Origin of the sequence: Paenibacillus tianjinensis, from assembly GCF_017086365.1 — a bacterium.
Taxonomy (GTDB): Bacteria; Bacillota; Bacilli; order Paenibacillales; family Paenibacillaceae; genus Paenibacillus_AQ; species Paenibacillus_AQ tianjinensis.
Genome location: NZ_CP070969.1, coordinates 2467281 through 2484763, shown reverse-complemented (window position 1 = coordinate 2484763; position 17483 = coordinate 2467281). Strand labels below are relative to the sequence as shown.

Below are 17483 nucleotides of genomic sequence, written 5' to 3'. Positions count from 1 at the left end.
AACTTCAACTCTTTTCTGTGTTAATGTTCTACAGGAAATCGTAGACTACCTTATCATACCATAACCAGTTGCTTAAGCAGAAGAGGAATTTCTCCGCTTCTGCGGAATCAGCAGCTTCATCTCTTTCCAGTCCCCGGCAGCCAGCTCCGCATCTTCACGCTCTTCTGTGCCGGCAGGCAGCAGGCCTCCGGTCACCCTCCAGGGATTACCCCGGAGCTGCTCGGGGATAAAATCGCAGATTTGTCCCTCCAAAGACAAACGGACCTTGATTCCCCATACCAGAGCCTGTTCCATCACCTTTTGAGCTGTAGTAATATGATACTCCCGCCATTCCCGGAGCCACATTTGCGGTACTGTGTCTTCACCGGGCAGGATAAGCCTCTCCGTATCTGATGATGGAAGCGGAAGAGGCTGCAGAACGGCCCCTCCACCCAGTAAGCCCGTTTGCGCTTCCTGTACAGGAAGCGTATAAATGCCAGTTACCGGAACTTTATTGTCCATAAAGTAAACCATCTTTTGCGGTGGGACCTCCCTTTCACGACCGCCGATGATTCTCGGCGGGGCCAGTCCGGCGGCCGACAGTTCTTTGCGGACCAGCTCAGTGCTGTCATGCTGTACGATGAAATGAAGCGGTCCCACCCGCGATAGGCTACCCTGCAGCCGGGGATGGGCGGCGATGTCAGCAGCGTCCGCTTCGCTCCGGCAAGCCAGCAGAATCACTTCGGACCAGGCCGTCCGGCCGATGCTTCTGGCCCATTGCCTCAAAGACATTTCTACCTGGGCCGGCAATCCTCCTCTGGCATGGGAAGCCAGCCAGCCGATGACCGCTTCTGGCGTCTGCCCCCGTTCAGCAGCCTCCTCCAGCTTCATCCGGCTTAGCTTGAAGCTCCATAGCTCATCTACGTAGAGCAGCTCTGAACAGCAAGCAAGCCCCCAGCGGAGACGGTAATCCACGTCAGGAGGAACCAGCACCTCGAAATCCGGCTGGACAATAAACTGGCCTTCATCGCCGCTTACTGGTTGCCCTTCACTTTCCCCGAAGATGCTGGACAGATTTTTAGGGTCAGAATCCAACATCTTACCCGTAACCAGCAGCGGTTTATGCTCTGTCCAGCGGAAGCAGCATGCCCCACCTTCTGTATACCCCAGCTCACACCAGCCAAATCCGGCCAGCATACCCAGCCAAGCCAGACATGCCGATTGGAGAGCTTCTAATGGCTGCTCAGCCGTAAGCCGAACCTGGGACATCCATTCCAGAACATCACCCAAGGGATACCAATTGCCCTTAGCGAAAGCCGGGGAAGAGATAACATATCTGAAATGCTGTGGTGCAGGCCCGTCTATTCCATAACGGTTTAGTATCACGTTATACAAAACACTTGTCATTTGCGGCTCACTGAGCCCAAGCCAGCTCTCAAGCTTCTCCATGTCAGGAAAATAAGCTGATTCTCGGCGTTCTATCAAGCCCAGAACCAGCATCAGATCTACCATTACTGTAACCGCGAGCGGACACGTTTCACTATCAGCAGCTGGAGGAAACAGCCCGCGCAGATGCTTATCCTGTACCGGCAGCAGTGCAGCCAAACGGCTGGCTTGTTTTTTGTGGATGCTCCCCTTAGCAGTCAGAGGAAGCCCTTGCTGTGCTGTGAAGACCAGCGCCTGGAACAGCTGCCCGGCCAGGCCTGCATCCGCCGGACACTCCACCGTTACCGCTTCTGCAGATAACGGCTTGGGCGTATAAGGGAAGCAGCACCATTGAATAGCTGCCAACTCTTGTGGGGGGATTTGATAGAACTGCTCCCCCCAGATTTTCTGCCGCAGCTCAACCAGCCCTGCCTGGCGCAGCTCCATCATGGCCAGCTGCAGTTCGGCGCGGCACAGCGCCTCAGGCCTATGCCGCTCCAGCTTCTCCGCCGCAAAGGGCCGGGCGGCATAGGCCGCACAGATCCGCTTCAGGACTTCCTGTGCCGGCGGACTCGGGGTCATCATAGTACCGCCTCCTTCTGCTGGTCTCCCGCTCTAATGGCATATTCATACCCCTGCTCGGTCAGAAACAGCCTGCGCCGCATAGCAAATTCCTGTTCCCGGCTGTCACCGGTTACAAGTGTGTAGAAATACGCCTTGTTCTCACCCGGTTTAGGGCGCAGGATTCTGCCCAGCCGCTGAGCCTCTTCCTGCCGCGAGCCGTAAGCGCCCGAAACCTCTATTGCCACCGAGGCATCCGGCAGATTCACGGCAAAATTAGCAACCTTAGACACCACCAGAACCTTGAGGCTCCCCTCATTAAATGCCGCATACAGCTTATTACGTTCCCGCTGCGGCGTTTTACCGGTTATCAAAGGGGCATCCAGGAAGTCCGCTACAGCCTCTAACTGATCCAGGTATTGGCCGATAACGAGCACTGCCGCTCCGGAATGCGCGGCTATAATCTTCTCCGCCTCTTCAGCCTTAGCCGGATTCCCTGCAGCAAGCCTGAACTGCTCTTTCCCTCCGGCATAAATATAACGGCTCCTTAGGGCAGGCTCCATCGGCACAATGACCTCTACACATTCCACAGCCGCAATCCATCCCTGCTGCTCCAGCGACTTCCACGGAAGATCGTAGCATCGGGGGCCAATCAGGGAGAAGACATCTCCCTCACGGCCATCTTCCCTGACGAGAGTTGCAGTCAGCCCCAGGCGGCGTGTCGCCTGGATGTCAGCGGTAGCCCGGAACACCGGAGCCGGGAGCAAATGCACCTCATCATAGATGATCAGCCCCCAGTTACGCTCCTTGAACAGGTTCATATGAACAAACGGACCGCCCTTAGAGCTCCGGTGTGTCAGCATCTGATAAGTAGCTAGTGTGACAGGCCGCACTTCCCTGCGTTCACCGGTATATTCCCCGATTTCCTCTTCCTCCAGATTCGTCCGCTGCAGCAGTTCTTCCCGCCATTGTCCCACAGATGTTGTACTCGAAGTGAGGATCAGCGTTTCGCATTGCAGCTTCTCCAGCACGGCAAGTCCGACCACCGTCTTGCCTGCCCCGCAGGGCAGGACAACAACACCGCTGCCGCCACTGCCATGAAATAGGCGGACTGCTTCCCACTGGTAATCCCGAAGCCCGAAGACCTCTGCTTTAGAAGCACCTTCATGGAATTCTTTTTCCTTCCAGGCAAGGTTCAGTCTCTGGCCTTCCCGGTAGCCTGCCATGTCGATTACAGGATATCCGAGTCTGGTCAGTTCCTGCTTCAGCAGTCCCCGATTCACCGCAGGACATTCACATTCCATGAGCCCGGATCTGTTCAACTGGAGCCCGCTAAGCACCAGAAATTCTCCCAGCTCATCTAGCAAAGCAGGCAAATCTGTGCGAAGAATCATGAGCCGGTTGTCCGTCACATGGGCATGTAGCTCCAATCTTCCATACCGGGAAATAAGCCTGCGGATTTCTTCCTCCAGCCCGGCCGGTGTCCCCCATCGGGACAATCCCTGGAGGCTGGCAATAATCTCTTCAGCTGTCCTTCCGCCGGATGCTGCGTTCCATAACGACAGAGGTGTGATCCGGTAGGTGTGGTAGGCAGGAAGACTTTTCACAAGCTCGGCGTAATCAGCAAGTGCCGTTCTCGCCGCTTCAAATTCCGGATGGCCGCATTCCAGCAGGATTGTTTTGTCTTTGCGGATAATGCATGACCCTGTCCCAGTCATAGGGTCCCCTCCTGTCTTTTAACATTACAAGCTGTCAGATCTGTATGATTTCCAGTCAGAATAAAGCAGGAAAAAGCCCACCTCCGCACGAATGCGGACATGAGCTTCCCTGTTTGCTTATTCAATGCAGCTGTTGTTGCGAAATTTCGCTCAGCGCTTCTCCCGCTTCATCTGCGAAGATACGCTTCACGGCCAGATCGCCAAGCGATACGATACCGATCAGTTTGTTATCACGTGTTACCGGCAGGCGGCGGATCTGTCCGGAGGCCATAATTTCAGCCGCTTCATCTACAGATGCACTCTCTGCAATCGAGGTCACCGGTTTACTCATGACCGTCTCAACGGAGGTAGAGCCTGAGTGCTTGTTTGCATATCCTCTAAGCACCAGGTCACGGTCCGTTATCACACCAATGAGCTTTCTACCCGTCTCTGAATCAACTACAGGAATGAATCCCGTATCAAAATCTCTCATTTTGACGGCAACCTCATAAATATTGTCTTGCAGCGTCACTACTGCAGGCTGTGTTGTCATTACTTCCTGGACTGTTTTCAAAAAAGAACCTCCTGTCTGCTCAGTAATCTACGGAAGTAGGTTCTCCCCGAACGATGCTCTTTATGCGTCAAGAATACGAATTACTCATGAAGACAGGATTCAGCCAGTGCTACCAGCAGCTTCACACCATGCAGCATTGCATCCTCATCGAAATCGAATTTGCTGTGATGATGCGGATATACCGCATTTTTGTCCGGATTGCCGGCCCCCACAAAAATAAAGCAGCCAGGAATCTCCTTGACATAATAGGCAAAATCTTCAGCCGGCATAATCTTCTCCATCCGGATCACATTTATGGAGTCTCCAAGAGCTTCTGGAGCAACACGGAAAAATCTGTTGAACTCTGCTTCGTCATTGACGAGCGGCGGGTACCCCATCATATAATCCACGTTCGCTTCTGCCCCGTATACCGCAGCTACAGAAACCGCCATTTCTTCGATTCTTCGGCGGATCAAATAACGGGTCTCCTCATCAAAAGCCCGGACCGTACCTGTAATCCGGCACCGTTCGGCAATAATATTCTGTGCAGATCCGCCCTGGATCGTTCCCACACTCAGAACGGCAGGCTTCAGCGGATCAACATTGCGGCTGACGATCGTCTGCAGCTGGGTTACAAGCGCCGCTGCAGCTACTATACTGTCTACCGTGCGGTGAGGGATGCCGCCATGTCCGCCTTTACCGGTGATATCAATAAAAAACTCATCCGCCGAAGCCATCAGCGGTCCCGGCGCACTGCCGATCGTACCGAGCGGCAGCGGTGTCCACAGGTGCAGGCCATAAACTGCATCTGCCCCCTCAAGCACCCCTTCGGCAATCATGTCCTTTGCTCCGCCAGGGCAGATTTCCTCAGCAGGCTGGAACAGGAAGCGCAGCTCCCCCCGGAGCTCCGCACGCCGGGTGCTGTAATAGGAAGCTGCTGCAAGCAGCATCGCTGTATGTCCGTCATGCCCACAGGCATGCATAACCCCATGGTTCTGCGAAGCATATTCGCTTCCGCTCTCTTCAGTAATATTCAGTGCATCCATATCGGCGCGCAGGACTACCGTCTTTCCCGGCTTGTCCCCCTTAAGAATCCCGGTCAGACCGAAGCCGGCACTGCTCCGTATGACTTCAATACCGAATTCATCCAATCGGGCGGCTACATAAGCTGATGTCTCTTTCTCCTGATAAGACAGCTCCGGATGCATGTGCAGATGGCGTCGCCAAGCGACCATATCCGGAAGCAGCTGTTCTAATAGCGTATTCTCCATATCGCTTCCATTCCCTTCTTCCATAGCCCGCTCCGGCAGACCTGCAAACGCAGCGTTTGCGCAGGTCTCCTGCCGCAAAGAACTATATTTCTTATATTGTAGCAGAAACGCAAAAAACTGTGTATCGATAGGCCCCGCCTACCTTGCGCATCCCCCGGAAACATACTATCATGAGGTAGAACATTAATAATTACGGTTACAAAATAATCATTATACTTCATAAGGGGGATATGTTCGCTATGATATTTGAGAACACTGGCCTCGTTGGATTAAAAAGCGACCTTCTTTATCTTGACGAGAGCGCGGCCAAAGCCGGATTCATCCGCTGGCAATGGGAATATTACCGCGCCACTTACGACTGTAAGATTGAAGACCATCAGAATGGCGGAGAATACTTCCTGCGGGTGAATACACGTGCTGTCGAAGGCAAGCTGGAAAAACCCGATAGCATACTCGCCATTGAAGCCGTTTACTTGGGCAAGGCTACCTTTCCCCACGGCCTGGAGTATGATTCTCCGGTTCCACAACCTATACTGGATACTGCCGCGCAGCGGATTCTCGAGCTGAAAGAGCTGCTTGAAGCTTGAGTACAATGAAGGGAAAGACGAGTAAAAAAGTCAGCCCGCCCAAAAGAGGAACGCCCGATTTCCAGTTACTTATTCTCACCCTGCTGCTTGTCGGGTTCGGACTCGTCATGGTGTTCAGTTCCAGCTCCAACCTGACTCTGGCAAGTGAAAAATTCGGCAATGATCCATTATACTTTTTTAAGAACCAGATGCAATGGGTAGTCGTTGGCACGGTTGTGATGTTCTTCGTAATGAATGTCCATTACAGCAAATTCAAGAAATGGTATGCTCCGATGTTTCTTCTAACGCTTCTGCTGCTGTTTCTCGTTGCCTTTGCAGAGCGTACAAATGGCGCCAAGAGCTGGTTTAATATCGGAGGCTTTGGTATTCAGCCCACCGAGCTGGCCAAGATCTCCATTATTCTGTATCTTGCGGCACTGATTACCAAAAAAGGCGAGCGGCTGAGAGACTTGCGCACTGGCTACATTCCGGTAATGGTTATCGTAGGGATCGTTGCAGGGTTAATAATGATGCAGCCGGATTTAGGATCCTGCTTAATCCTTGTAGCAACAAGCGGTCTGGTCATTTATGCCGGAGGGGCCAGCATGAAGCATATTCTCGCTTCCATTGCGCTGCTCGTACTAGGTGTCGGGATCGTCATGGGAGCCAAGACTGCTATTGAATCTTTGTCACCGCATACCCAAACCGTTGCAGCCGACCAGAATTATAAAAAGGACCGTATCGAAGCTTTTCTGGATCCGTTTCAGGATGCCGAAGATGGTGGTTACAATATCATTCAGTCCCTAATGGCGCTTGGTGAAGGCGGAACGAGCGGCGCCGGCTTCGGACAGAGCATTCAGAAGCTGCACTACCTGCCCTATCCCTATACAGACTTTATCTTTGCCGTGATCGGTGAAGAGCTTGGATTTATCGGAACAACGATTTTCCTGCTGGTGTATCTGTATTTTATCTGGAGGGGCATTCTGATTGCCCTAAGGTGTACCGATCCTTTCGGTACCCTAGTCGGAATTGGGGTCATGGGCCTGATAGCGATCCAGGCTTTCGTTAATATCGGCGGTGTTACCAAAACTATTCCGCTTACAGGGGTCACGCTGCCATTTATCAGTTACGGCGGCTCATCACTCGTGATCACTATGTTCTGTATGGGTATCATGCTGAGCATTTCCCGCGAGACTAACCGGCCGGCCAAAGAAGAAGTAACCAAATCAGTGACCACAGTCAGACAAGTACGGGCACGCTAAGCCTACATATACTACCTTAGCCAAGGCATACAAAAAGGCAGTCCGGATAACCTCCGGACTGCCTTTTTGTATGCTGTCTTACGAAATCTCATCATTCTTAAAAGCTACGCCTTCCACCTTAACGTTGACTTCAACAATATGAAGTCCGGTCATGCTCTCCACAGCCTCGCGGACGTTCTGCTGAAGCATCCGGCAGACTTCATGGATCGGAGTTTCATAGAGCACGATAATGCGTAAATCCACTGCGGCTTCAAGCTGTCCTACTTCAACAGTAACGCCCTTTTGCACGTTTTTACCGCTGAGGCGTTTCGCCCATCCCTCGGACAATCCGCCTGACATGGCTGCAATTCCCGGAGTCTCCAGCGCAGCCAATCCGGCAATCTTCGAGACGACGTCATTGGATATCCGTATATTTCCCATTTCAAGTTGAAGTTGTTCCGCCATGCCATATCCCCCCTACACTCATTATCAATTATTGTAATTCGAAAACAGGCTAAAAAGCAAATGACTTTCTATCACACCCGTTTACACAGTGGATCAATTTGGGTATATTGAATTATGAATTCAACCTACATATAGAAACTGGGGTGTGTCTTACTTGAAAAAATGGATTTCTCCAGCGCTGTTGATAATCACTTTTATCTTAAGCGCCATCGGACACTATGCAGACTGGGACCACACTCTGCAGTTCGTATTATCCGCGATTGCAGTCGTATTTGTGGCTGGCTTTCTCGGCAGAGCCACAGAAAGTGTAGCCCACTATGCAGGCCAGCGGCTGGGCGGCTTTCTTAATGCCACCTTCGGTAATGCTGCCGAATTGATCATCGCCTTCTTCTTGGTCAAGGAAGGACTCTTTGACATGGTAAAGGCCAGTCTTACCGGTTCTATCATCGGCAACCTGCTGCTAGTGCTTGGTCTCAGCATTTTTGCCGGCGGGATGAAGTTTAAGGTTCAGAATTTTAATGTTACCCTGGCCGGCTTGAACGGCTCGCTGATGATCGTGGCAGTCATTGCCCTGTTTGTTCCTGCTATGTTCTTCAACACCCACTCGATCACAGAGAGAGACACCGATGTGCTCAGTCTTGTCGTCGCAGGTCTGCTCATTGCAGCTTATATGGCCTGGCTGATCTTCTCAATGATCACACACAAGAAATACCTGGCTGATGTCACTGTGGACTCTGAGGAAGAATTGCCTAATGAGCACAAGCCGGCCTGGTCCATGAGACAGTCGATCATCTATCTGGTATTAGCAACTGTAATGGTCGCTTTTGTCAGTGAATGGCTGGTCGGTACGCTGGAGACGTTAACTGAACGCTTTGGCTTCAGCGAACTGTTCGTCGGTGCCTTCCTCGTAGCCATTATCGGTAATGCGGCTGAACATAGCGCTGCAATCATGCTGGCGATGAAGAACAAGATCGGTGCAGCAGTGGAAATCGCTGTCGGCAGCAGCCTGCAGATCGCCTTATTCGTAGCCCCTGTGCTCATCTTCGCCAGCTACTTTATGGGGAATACGATGGATATCGTCTTTACCACCATTGAAATTGTGGCCATCGCCGTATCTGTGTTTATTGCTAAATCAATCATTCAGGACGGTGCGACCAACTGGTATGAAGGACTGCTCCTGCTGGCAGTGTACCTGATCCTCGGCGTTTCCTTTTATCTGGTTTAAGCGCGGGCTCCTTACATCTTAAGCAGCATAACAAAAAACGCACATGAGCGGCCGGCAGGCCCTCATGTGCGTTTTTATGATCAGCCCGGAAGCTCAGCCTAATTCTCGCGCTCTTTCGCTTTTTGGTTCAGAGCCTCATACAGCACAGCCAAGTTGCGTTCCAGTTCACTCAATACCTGTTTGCCGGTAAATTCAGGCACCAGACCCGCTCTGACCGCAAAATCAACCTCTCTTGAAAAGCCGTACATCTGGGTATCCAGCACTTCCTCATAGAGAGGGCAGTAACGAGTTGCCAGATTCTCCATCTGCACTTCGATGAGCTTCTGAATTTTATCGGCATCTTCTTGTAGAAGAGTGATGGCTTTAAGGTTAAGCTGTTCCTGCAAATCCGATGAAGTCATGCATTTTCCCCCCCATGTCCAAAAGTTACAGCTGCTACTGCTATTTAGTTTAATATTAGTCGAAATTCGGACCCAATACAAGAATTCAGTTTCAAGTATACAAAATAACCCCACAAAGCAGGGCCTTTCCATTGAAGCTTATTCAGAACCTTTGAGGGAACTCTGAATCTATAGTTTCTGATATGTACTAAAAACGCCCTGCCGTTTAGGGCAGGACGTCTCAGATTTGAATAGATTACTCTGCAACTACTGTAAATTTCAGACCATGTTTGGCAAAAACTTCGCTCATTGCCTTCTTAGCCTCTTCGGCATCAGTACCATGAACATGAAGTTCGTAACTTTGACTGGAAACCAGAGTAGTAAATAATCCAAGGATACTCTTAACGTCAATGTACTTGTTGTCCGCCTGAAGAACGATAGATGAGTTGAACTGGCTTGCCGTTTGGGCAATATCCACGATTGCCGCATTGTTACTGGACATAGGAATCCCTCCGCAACTTGATTAGAAAAACTTAGTACGCTTGTTCATTTGTAACCAATTCCATGATACATTGAATCCGCTTACTCGCGCAAGGTGTTTTCTGTAAATACACTAAGAACATAAGAACACTCTGCTTGTTATTACATTTTATTTCAGGTTTTCAGGGTTCAGACCTGTAAGTTCAGGAATGACAAAAATGCCGTCCTTGCGAATCAGCACATCATCAAAATAGATCTCGCCCCCGCCGTATTCCGGACGCTGAATCAGCACAAGATCCCAATGGATGGAAGAACGGTTGCCGTTATCCGTTACATCATAAGCCTGGCCCGGTGTAAAGTGCAGACTTCCGGCGATTTTCTCATCGAACAAAATATCCTTCATCGGATGCAGGATGTAAGGGTTAAAGCCAATGGCAAATTCACCGATATGGCGCGCACCCTCATCGGAATCAAGAATTTCGTTGAGGCGTACAGTATCATTGCTGGTCGCTTCAACAATTTTACCGTTCTCGAATCTGAATTTCACATTCTCAAACGTTATTCCGTTATATAGGGTCGCAGCATTATAGCTGATTGTACCGTTTACGGAATCGCGGACAGGGGCGCTGTACACTTCGCCGTCAGGAATATTTTTCTGGCCGGAACATTTCTCTGCGCCAATCCCTTTGATGGAGAAGGTAAGCTCTGTACCAGGTCCTGCGATACGTACCTTATCCGTCTTACGCATAAGATCAGCCAGTGCGTCCTGTGCTTTATCCATTTTGGCGTAATCCAGGTTGCACACCTCGAAATAAAAGTCCTCAAAAGCTTCTGTAGTGGTATTGGCCAGTTGAGCCATACTTGCATTCGGGTAACGCAGTACAACCCACTTAGTATGCTTAACGCGTTGCTCACTATGTACCGGATGCGAATAAAGAGCGTTGTACAGCTTCATGTTTTCTTCCGGCACGTCTGCCAGATCGTTAACATTCTCACCTGCACGGATTCCGATATAGCAATCCATCTGCTTCATCCGGTTCAGATCAATGTCCGCCCAGGCTTTGAGGCCTTCAGGGGTAGCATATTGAAGCATGCTGCGCAGGACTGTACGGTCTGTCAGCTGCACAAAGGGATGACCTCCGGCTTTGCCGACTTCCTCCACCACCGCTTTTATCAAATCTCTTTCACTGCCAATCATTTCGACGAGCACGTTCTCACCGGGCTGCACGTTTACGGAATAACCTACTAGGTTTGCCGCAAGCTTTTGAATTCTTGGATCCTTCATCTTTCTCTCTTCCTTCCTCCTGCAGAAAATAAACATACTGTTCTATTGTAGCACGCCCGCTACTTAGCGCAAGGTTTCCCTTTCAGAAGCCCCTCAGTGATACCCGTAGAAATCCACCTTGGTCACATAGGTTTCGACCTCCGCAGGGTCCGCTGAAGCAGGATAACTGACTGTACGGGTCCAGGTTAACCGCTTGGGCAGATTGCGCTTATTGTCCACCTTCAAGAAATACACAGACGTGATCTCCGCTTCAGCCAGCTTCTGCTGCAGCTCATTCTCCTTTTGCACCCAAAGGGTATTCATAGCTGCAGCAACCTCAGTCCTACGCCCAGCGGTATCCTGGGCCTTGCCTGCCTCCGGACGGATAGCCTGCATCTCCTGCTCAAGCTCTGCCTTAAGCTGCCGTCTTGCTTCTCCGGGACTCAGCTGAATCCGCAGTACCTTGCTCCCTCTGCCCGAGCCTGTTTCCTCTGTCACCTGCTTCTCCAAATGTTCCAGCTCTTCCAGCTGCCGGAGAGGGTTCAGTGCAGCGAGCGGATTACCTGCACCGGATTCCGGGGATGCAGCAGACTGTATTTGCCACTCCCCGTCTTTCTTCTCAAGCCGAGTGTAGTATGCAGGAGTTGCCGAACGGCTCTTCTCAAGCTTATTCAGGCCTTCTTGTGCTGCCGCCTTCGTCATTCCCGGCTTATCAGGCAGCAGTGAATACAGACTAACCTTGTTATGGTCCTCAATCTTGCCTCCATAATAAAGCGCCGATTCGGAAACGGGCTGTCCGCCGATCAGCAGCGCCGCCGCTCCCTCAAAAGATACCGCGTCGCTGCCATCCATGCCGGCGAGAACCAGGTTCAGCTCTTCCCCAGCCGGTTTGCCGTTTAAGGCCCCGCAGCCGCTGAGAAGCAGCAATATCATTATGAATGAAACCTTTCTCTTACACCGATAGTTAGGTATGTTCATGGCATTCAAGCCTTTCCCGGTCGAGTGATTTATTGTGGAAGGTTCAGCGGATGAGACTGCACTTCTCGCCTGAACGATCTTTTATAGGTTCTCCTTTCACATTTTGCTTATACTTACATTCTTCCCCGGGCAAAAAAAAGAACCCTTGCGGCTTAAGCCTAAGGATTCTTCACATTGAGATCTGCTTCTTTACAGTCGATCACTACCTGATTACGTCCGTTGTTCTTAGCATCATATAGTGCCATATCGGCCCGGTAGAACAGGGATTCTACACTTACTCTATCATCAGTCCAGCTCCATTCCGCTATTCCGCAGGATACGGTAACACGGGGCTCCGTTTCACCCATCACCCGTTTGCGGATACGCTCAGCCACAAACACAGCCTGCTGAACTCCCAGCTGCGGCAGATAGACCGCCAGTTCCTCTCCGCCCCATCTTGCAGCGATATCACCCTGGCGGATCGAGGACTTCACAATTTCACTAACCTGCTTCAGAATCTTATCACCTTTCTGATGCCCGTAGGTGTCGTTGACCATTTTGAATTGATCGATATCGACGACAATCAAGGATCCGCAGAAGTCCTTGGACTGTCTTTCCTTGATCTCCTCGTCCAGATAATGGCGTGCATACAGCCCTGTAAGGCTGTCCCGGTTCGCCAGGTAACGAACCTCTGCATGCAGACGCGCGTTGCCTACGGCAAGTCCGATATGACCGGCCATCGCCTGCAGCAGCCTGAAGCTGTCATAGGAGAAGAACTGCGGTTCACGGTGGGCCAGCATGATCGCTCCACGCACTTCCCCCCCGACACTCAGCGGAGTAGCAATCAGTGACTGTGAGTGTGTTGCCTGCATAAGCTTGGATGAGGTCTCATCGGTATTACTATAGTTAGACACTATAATTGGCTCACCCGTGGTATAAACCTTCCCCCCGAGTCCATTGCCCGCATCAATAATCTCACCGCGAAGCGGCAGGTAATTGCAGGCAATCGCTTCGAGGCCGCCCTTTTCTTCATTAAGATGCAGGATACAGCAGTAATCCGCATCGAACATCTCCAGCAGCTCTTCAAACGCATATTGAAAAATATCTCCGAGACGCAAGCTCTGGTTCAGGCGCTGGGTCAGCTCATTACTCATCCGCAGCTCACGGATCAGCTGATTAGAGCGCTCATACAGCTTGGCGTTCTCAAAAGCAGTCCCCGCAGTATCTGCTACCATAGAAAGAAAACGGAGATCTACATCGGGAAATGCCGGCCTGTCCAGCACCATATGAAATACACCGTATACTCCCTGCTTACCTCCAAGCGGCAGCCCGATTTCCACAGACCTCTTATCAGGTCCAGCGTGAAGGGTCACACGCCCGTCCTTGAAGGCCTTGGCGCAGACGTCCTCCTCCCCCCAACGGAACGGAAGCGGCTTGACTTGTGGATGAGTACTGCGGTGATCCTGTGACATGAAAAGATCCAGCCGGGCTCCCGGATACATCGCCGAGATGCTGTCGATAACTTCAGTCAGCACAGCATTGACATCTATATTGTCATGCATCCGCTGAACAATCTGAAACAGCAATGACCGGCGGCTGCTTTCCCGTTCCGCTTGCTGATGCACACCTGCCAGATCAGACACAAAAACATGTTCGAATCTGTGGTAAAAGCAGGTCTGGAAATGCATAGCCATCGCTTCAGCCGTATGCACTCCCCCCTGTTCATATTGCTCTGCCGTCATTGCGCAGCCGAGCAGGGCAAATATTTCTCCGAGACCTCTGGTAAATACGGGAATCGTCAGCAGCACCATCGCTGGTTCAGATGTCCGTTCTTCTGCCGAATAAAGCTTTCTGGAGCGAATAGAATATGCCGCCTCAGCTTCCCACTGCGCTTTCCAGCGTTCACTCCGTGCTCCGGACCCGTCAATGGCCTCAAGCCACTTCCCTTCGAAACTCAGCACGCACCATTCCCACAGCTTTGCGAATTGGGGGACAGCCTGGCCCCACCATTCTCTGAAGCTCTCTGCAATCAATTCGGCTGCATACGGGAAATCATAAGATACAATATCCGTTGCCTTGAGCCATGCGGCGGGATCATTGAACTCTCCGCTTGATTGCATCGTGTCCTGCAACAGCATACGATTGTCTTTACGACCATATGCTTCCTGTTCCGACATAAAAAGGATCCCCTTTGCATCTCAAATGAATTTCTTTCCGATAACATCTAATTAGCTATATTTTACTCTCTTTTTTCCTGCAATGCATTATATTTTCCTGAATACCGGGATTTTTTTTAGGACCAAAGAACTAACGACAAAGATAGACAAAATCTCTTTAAAGATGCGCTTGACATTATATATTGTTTTCATATAATATTTATTGTTGAACAAGACTGTAACAAGTCTTACTGGGCGTAACGTTGTGTCACCCTCACGCATCTCGTTACTGCCAGGGCAGCGGCTGAACTTCCCCGGCAGAGTGAAACCAATTACACGCTTTCACGGATACGATTTGCGGCACAAATAGGCCCTAACATGAAATTTCAATTATAAAGGAGTCTACTATATCATGGCACGTTACACCGGACCTAAATTCAAACTCAGCCGCCGTCTGGGCATTTCCCTTAGCGGTACAGGCAAAGACCTGAAACGCCCTTTCCCACCAGGACAGCACGGCGCTAACCAACGCAGAAAAGTAAGTAACTACGGAATGCAGCTTTTGGAAAAACAAAAACTGCGCCACATGTACGGCTTGGGTGAAAAACAGTTTAAAACTCTCTTCACCAAAGCACAAAAGCTCCAAGGTATCGCGGGCGAAAACTTCATGTTCCTGCTCGAAAGCCGTTTGGACAACCTGGTTTACCGTCTTGGTTTTGCTAACTCCCGTGCAGGCGCACGTCAGCTGGTATCCCACGGCCACGTAACTGTTAACGGCAAAAAAGTCGACATCGCTTCTTACCGTGTAAGTGTAGGCGACGTTATCGGACTTCGCGAAAGAAGCCGCTCCATGACTTCGATCAAAGAAGCTTTGGATAACCGTTCCCACCTTCCAGGCTATCTGGAATATGCTGACGGCTCTTTCGAAGGCAAATACATCCGTTTGCCAGAACGTGCCGAGCTGTCCCAAGATATCGATGAAAAGCAAATCGTCGAATTCTACAACCGTTAAGATTTCGCGTTTACGCGAATCAAGCAAAGCCTCCGGTTATCCGGAGGCTTTTTTTGTGCTCTTCTTTAAATACTTATATCGGGCTGCGGGCCAAGAACGTTCAATTTCAGTTTAACTCATTCTTTCCATTCCTCCAAAAAATCGGCTCATGGTACATTTAGGTAAAATGGATGAATTGGAGGAACTAGAATGCTCTTAAGAAACGGTACTTTAATAATCCGCCAGGCAGTTGCGGACGACGCCCAAATTCTGTGTAACTGGTGGAACGACGGTCTCGTCATGGCTCACGCAGGCTTCCCGAACGGCCTTGGCATTACTGTCGATGAAGTAGTAGATAATCTCAGCTCCGGACAAGAACATCACCGCCGTTATATACTCGATATTGCCGGCATCCCTGCAGGAGAGATGAGCTGCAGGCAGACTGCTCCCCACACTGTAGAGATAGGCATCAAAATCTGTCTGCTGCACCAGCAGAACCAGGGATACGGGACTGCCTTTCTGAAGATGTTAATCCGCTACTTATTCAAGGAGCAGGGGATCCACACAATCCAGCTGGATACGAACCTCAAGAACTACAGAGCGCAGCATGTATATAAGAAGATCGGCTTCCGGGAATGTGCTGTTCATTATGATACCAGGCGCAACCAACTTGGTGAGCTGCAATCCTTTATTGATTATGAATTAACCAATGAAGATTATTTAGAGCATCCGCCGATCCCATTATGACAAGCTCAATTTAGCAAACTTCCGCTTGCCTACCTGAATGATATCCTCGTCTTGCAGCTTGAATTCCCCGTTTGGGTCCTCTAGTTTCACCCCATTCAGCTTCACTGATCCCTGCTGGATACTCCGTCTTGCTTCACTGTTAGAGCTTGCAAAACCGAGGAGGATCAGCAGCTTGACCAGCGTGAGCGTGCCATTCTCCAGTACATCAGCCGAAATAGTGTGAGTTTCAATATCCTCCGGCAGCCCGCGCTGCTGAAAGACGGTGATGAAATGCTCCTGCGCGGCCTCCGCTGCTGCTTGACCATGGAACATGCGTACAAAGGTACGGGCCAGCTGCATTTTGACATCCCTTGGATGTGCCTTCCCGGAAGATAGAGCTTCCTTAAGCGTATCCAGCTCCTCATTGCTAAGGTCCGTAACCATTTCATAGTATCTGGTCATCAGCTCATCCGGAATAGACATCGCCTTCCCGTACATTTCATTTGGTTCTTCATCGATACCAATGTAATTACCGAGGCTCTTGCTCATTTTCTTCACTCCGTCCAGCCCTTCGAGCAGCGGCATCAGCATGACAACCTGCGGTTCCGCCCCGAATTCCTTCTGCAAGGTGCGTCCCATCAAAATATTGAATTTCTGATCCGTACCGCCGATCTCGATATCCGTCCTGTTCACAACCGAATCCATCCCCTGCATCAGCGGGTAGAAAAATTCGTGAATGCTGATGGCCTGGCCTCCCTGGAAACGTTTGGTGAAGTCGTCCCGCTCCATCATCCGCGCCACGGTTACTTTTGCCGATAAGTTCACTACCTCTGCAAAAGTCATCGGACTCAGCCAATCCGAATTGCATAGGATCTGTGTCTTTTCTGGATCAAGGATCTTGTACACCTGCTGCTTGTAAGTCATGGCATTACGCGATACATCTTCTTCACTTAGCTGTTTCCGCGTCTCAGATTTACCTGTAGGGTCCCCGATCCGTCCGGTGAAATCTCCGATGATCAGCTGGATGACATGTCCAAATTCCTGAAATTGGCGCAGCTTATGAAGTACGACCGTATGCCCGATATGAATATCAGGCGCCGAGGGATCAAGCCCCAGCTTTATATTCAGCGGAACCCCGGTCACCACAGACTTTATCAGCTTGCCTCGCAATTCCTCCTGCGGTACAATTTCCATTGCACCACGTGAGACCGCTTCCAGCTGCCGCTCGACTTCAAGCTGCTGCGGGGGTGTTAAGTCTTTCCAATTCATAAATACTCCTCCTTAAGAATCTGTCCGTGCAACGTGAAAATTCATCGTTTCAGTTCAGCAACACAAAAAGAGCCTCTCACTCATCCCACAAAGGGACGAGCAAAAGACTCGCGGTACCACCCTAATTAAAGATCCAGCCGCGTCCGGACGCAGCCGTAATCCTTCACTTCATTGCGATAACGGGGTACGCCCCGGTTCCGGACTACTAGGCAAGCACGTTAGCGCCTGATGTTCCTCCGGACAGCTCCAGACTGTAATTCAAAGGGGCTTGCTGCCG

16 protein-coding genes and 1 other annotated feature (1 of these 17 only partly in view) are annotated in these 17483 nt (G+C 50.7%); of the genes, 5 read left to right on the top strand and 11 right to left on the bottom strand.

Going from position 1 to position 17483, the window contains the following annotated elements; translation table 11 throughout:
• Positions 1-72: 72 nt before the first annotated feature.
• From JRJ22_RS10915 to JRJ22_RS10900, 4 genes are all read right to left on the bottom strand, one after another.
• Positions 73-1989 (bottom strand): helicase-associated domain-containing protein, encoded by a 1917-nt coding sequence (locus tag JRJ22_RS10915; protein WP_206104471.1) that lies wholly within the window; start codon positions 1987-1989, stop codon positions 73-75.
• Positions 1986-3683, bottom strand: a complete 1698-nt coding sequence (locus tag JRJ22_RS10910) for a DNA repair helicase XPB (protein WP_206104470.1) — start codon at positions 3681-3683, stop codon at positions 1986-1988. Before JRJ22_RS10910 ends, JRJ22_RS10915 begins: the two co-directional genes overlap by 4 nt.
• Before the next feature lie 121 nt (positions 3684-3804).
• A complete protein-coding gene (locus JRJ22_RS10905; RefSeq protein WP_206104469.1) occupies positions 3805-4236 on the bottom strand; it encodes a CBS domain-containing protein in 432 nt (143 codons plus the stop codon).
• An 80-nt stretch (positions 4237-4316) separates the two neighbouring features.
• A complete protein-coding gene (locus JRJ22_RS10900) occupies positions 4317-5510 on the bottom strand; it encodes a M20 family metallopeptidase (RefSeq protein ID WP_232381105.1) in 1194 nt (397 codons plus the stop codon).
• Between the two features lie 215 nt (positions 5511-5725).
• On the opposite strand from JRJ22_RS10900, the gene JRJ22_RS10895 reads away from it, so the two are divergent.
• Together JRJ22_RS10895 and ftsW are read left to right on the top strand one after the other, a co-directional pair.
• Entirely contained in the window at positions 5726-6073 is a 348-nt protein-coding gene (locus JRJ22_RS10895; RefSeq protein ID WP_206104468.1) for a YugN family protein, read from the top strand.
• A gap of 5 nt (positions 6074-6078) precedes the next feature.
• A complete protein-coding gene (gene ftsW / locus JRJ22_RS10890) occupies positions 6079-7314 on the top strand; it encodes a putative lipid II flippase FtsW (RefSeq protein WP_206105084.1) in 1236 nt (411 codons plus the stop codon).
• Positions 7315-7392: 78 nt separating this feature from the next.
• Here ftsW and JRJ22_RS10885 read toward each other — a convergent pair whose 3' ends face one another.
• Complete coding sequence (locus JRJ22_RS10885) at positions 7393-7758, bottom strand: Asp23/Gls24 family envelope stress response protein (RefSeq protein WP_019911482.1); 366 nt, start codon at positions 7756-7758, stop codon at positions 7393-7395.
• 154 nt (positions 7759-7912) lie between these two features.
• Here JRJ22_RS10885 and cax point away from each other — a divergent pair, with 154 nt between their 5' ends.
• Positions 7913-8983 (top strand): calcium/proton exchanger, encoded by a 1071-nt coding sequence (gene cax / locus JRJ22_RS10880; protein WP_206104467.1) that lies wholly within the window; start codon positions 7913-7915, stop codon positions 8981-8983.
• 98 nt (positions 8984-9081) lie between these two features.
• On the opposite strand, the gene JRJ22_RS10875 is transcribed toward cax, so the two are convergent.
• From JRJ22_RS10875 to JRJ22_RS10855, 5 genes are all read right to left on the bottom strand, one after another.
• Positions 9082-9384: an Fpa/YlaN family protein gene (locus JRJ22_RS10875; protein ID WP_206104466.1), complete on the bottom strand. Its 303-nt coding sequence runs from the start codon at positions 9382-9384 to the stop codon at positions 9082-9084.
• Between the two features lie 235 nt (positions 9385-9619).
• Positions 9620-9865 carry an HPr family phosphocarrier protein gene (locus JRJ22_RS10870; RefSeq protein WP_206104465.1) on the bottom strand — a complete coding sequence of 82 codons (246 nt, stop codon included), beginning with the start codon at positions 9863-9865 and terminating at the stop codon, positions 9620-9622.
• Positions 9866-10012: 147 nt separating this feature from the next.
• Positions 10013-11128: an aminopeptidase gene (locus tag JRJ22_RS10865; RefSeq protein ID WP_206104464.1), complete on the bottom strand. Its 1116-nt coding sequence runs from the start codon at positions 11126-11128 to the stop codon at positions 10013-10015.
• A gap of 93 nt (positions 11129-11221) precedes the next feature.
• A complete protein-coding gene (locus JRJ22_RS10860) occupies positions 11222-12040 on the bottom strand; it encodes a hypothetical protein (protein ID WP_206104463.1) in 819 nt (272 codons plus the stop codon).
• A gap of 203 nt (positions 12041-12243) precedes the next feature.
• The gene (locus JRJ22_RS10855; RefSeq protein ID WP_206104462.1) at positions 12244-14241 is read right to left on the bottom strand and encodes a sensor domain-containing diguanylate cyclase; all 1998 of its coding nucleotides are present in this window, start codon (positions 14239-14241) and stop codon (positions 12244-12246) included.
• A 391-nt stretch (positions 14242-14632) separates the two neighbouring features.
• Here JRJ22_RS10855 and rpsD point away from each other — a divergent pair, with 391 nt between their 5' ends.
• Positions 14633-15232, top strand: coding sequence for a 30S ribosomal protein S4 (gene rpsD / locus JRJ22_RS10850; RefSeq protein WP_206104461.1), 600 nt, complete (start codon positions 14633-14635; stop codon positions 15230-15232).
• Between the two features lie 189 nt (positions 15233-15421).
• Positions 15422-15958, top strand: a complete 537-nt coding sequence (locus tag JRJ22_RS10845; protein ID WP_206104460.1) for a GNAT family N-acetyltransferase — start codon at positions 15422-15424, stop codon at positions 15956-15958.
• On the opposite strand, the gene tyrS is transcribed toward JRJ22_RS10845, so the two are convergent.
• Positions 15953-17206, bottom strand: a complete 1254-nt coding sequence (tyrS, locus tag JRJ22_RS10840; protein WP_206104459.1) for a tyrosine--tRNA ligase — start codon at positions 17204-17206, stop codon at positions 15953-15955. The genes JRJ22_RS10845 and tyrS overlap by 6 nt on opposite strands.
• 88 nt (positions 17207-17294) lie before the next feature.
• Positions 17295-17483, bottom strand: a binding site (T-box leader); it runs 69 nt beyond the window's last position.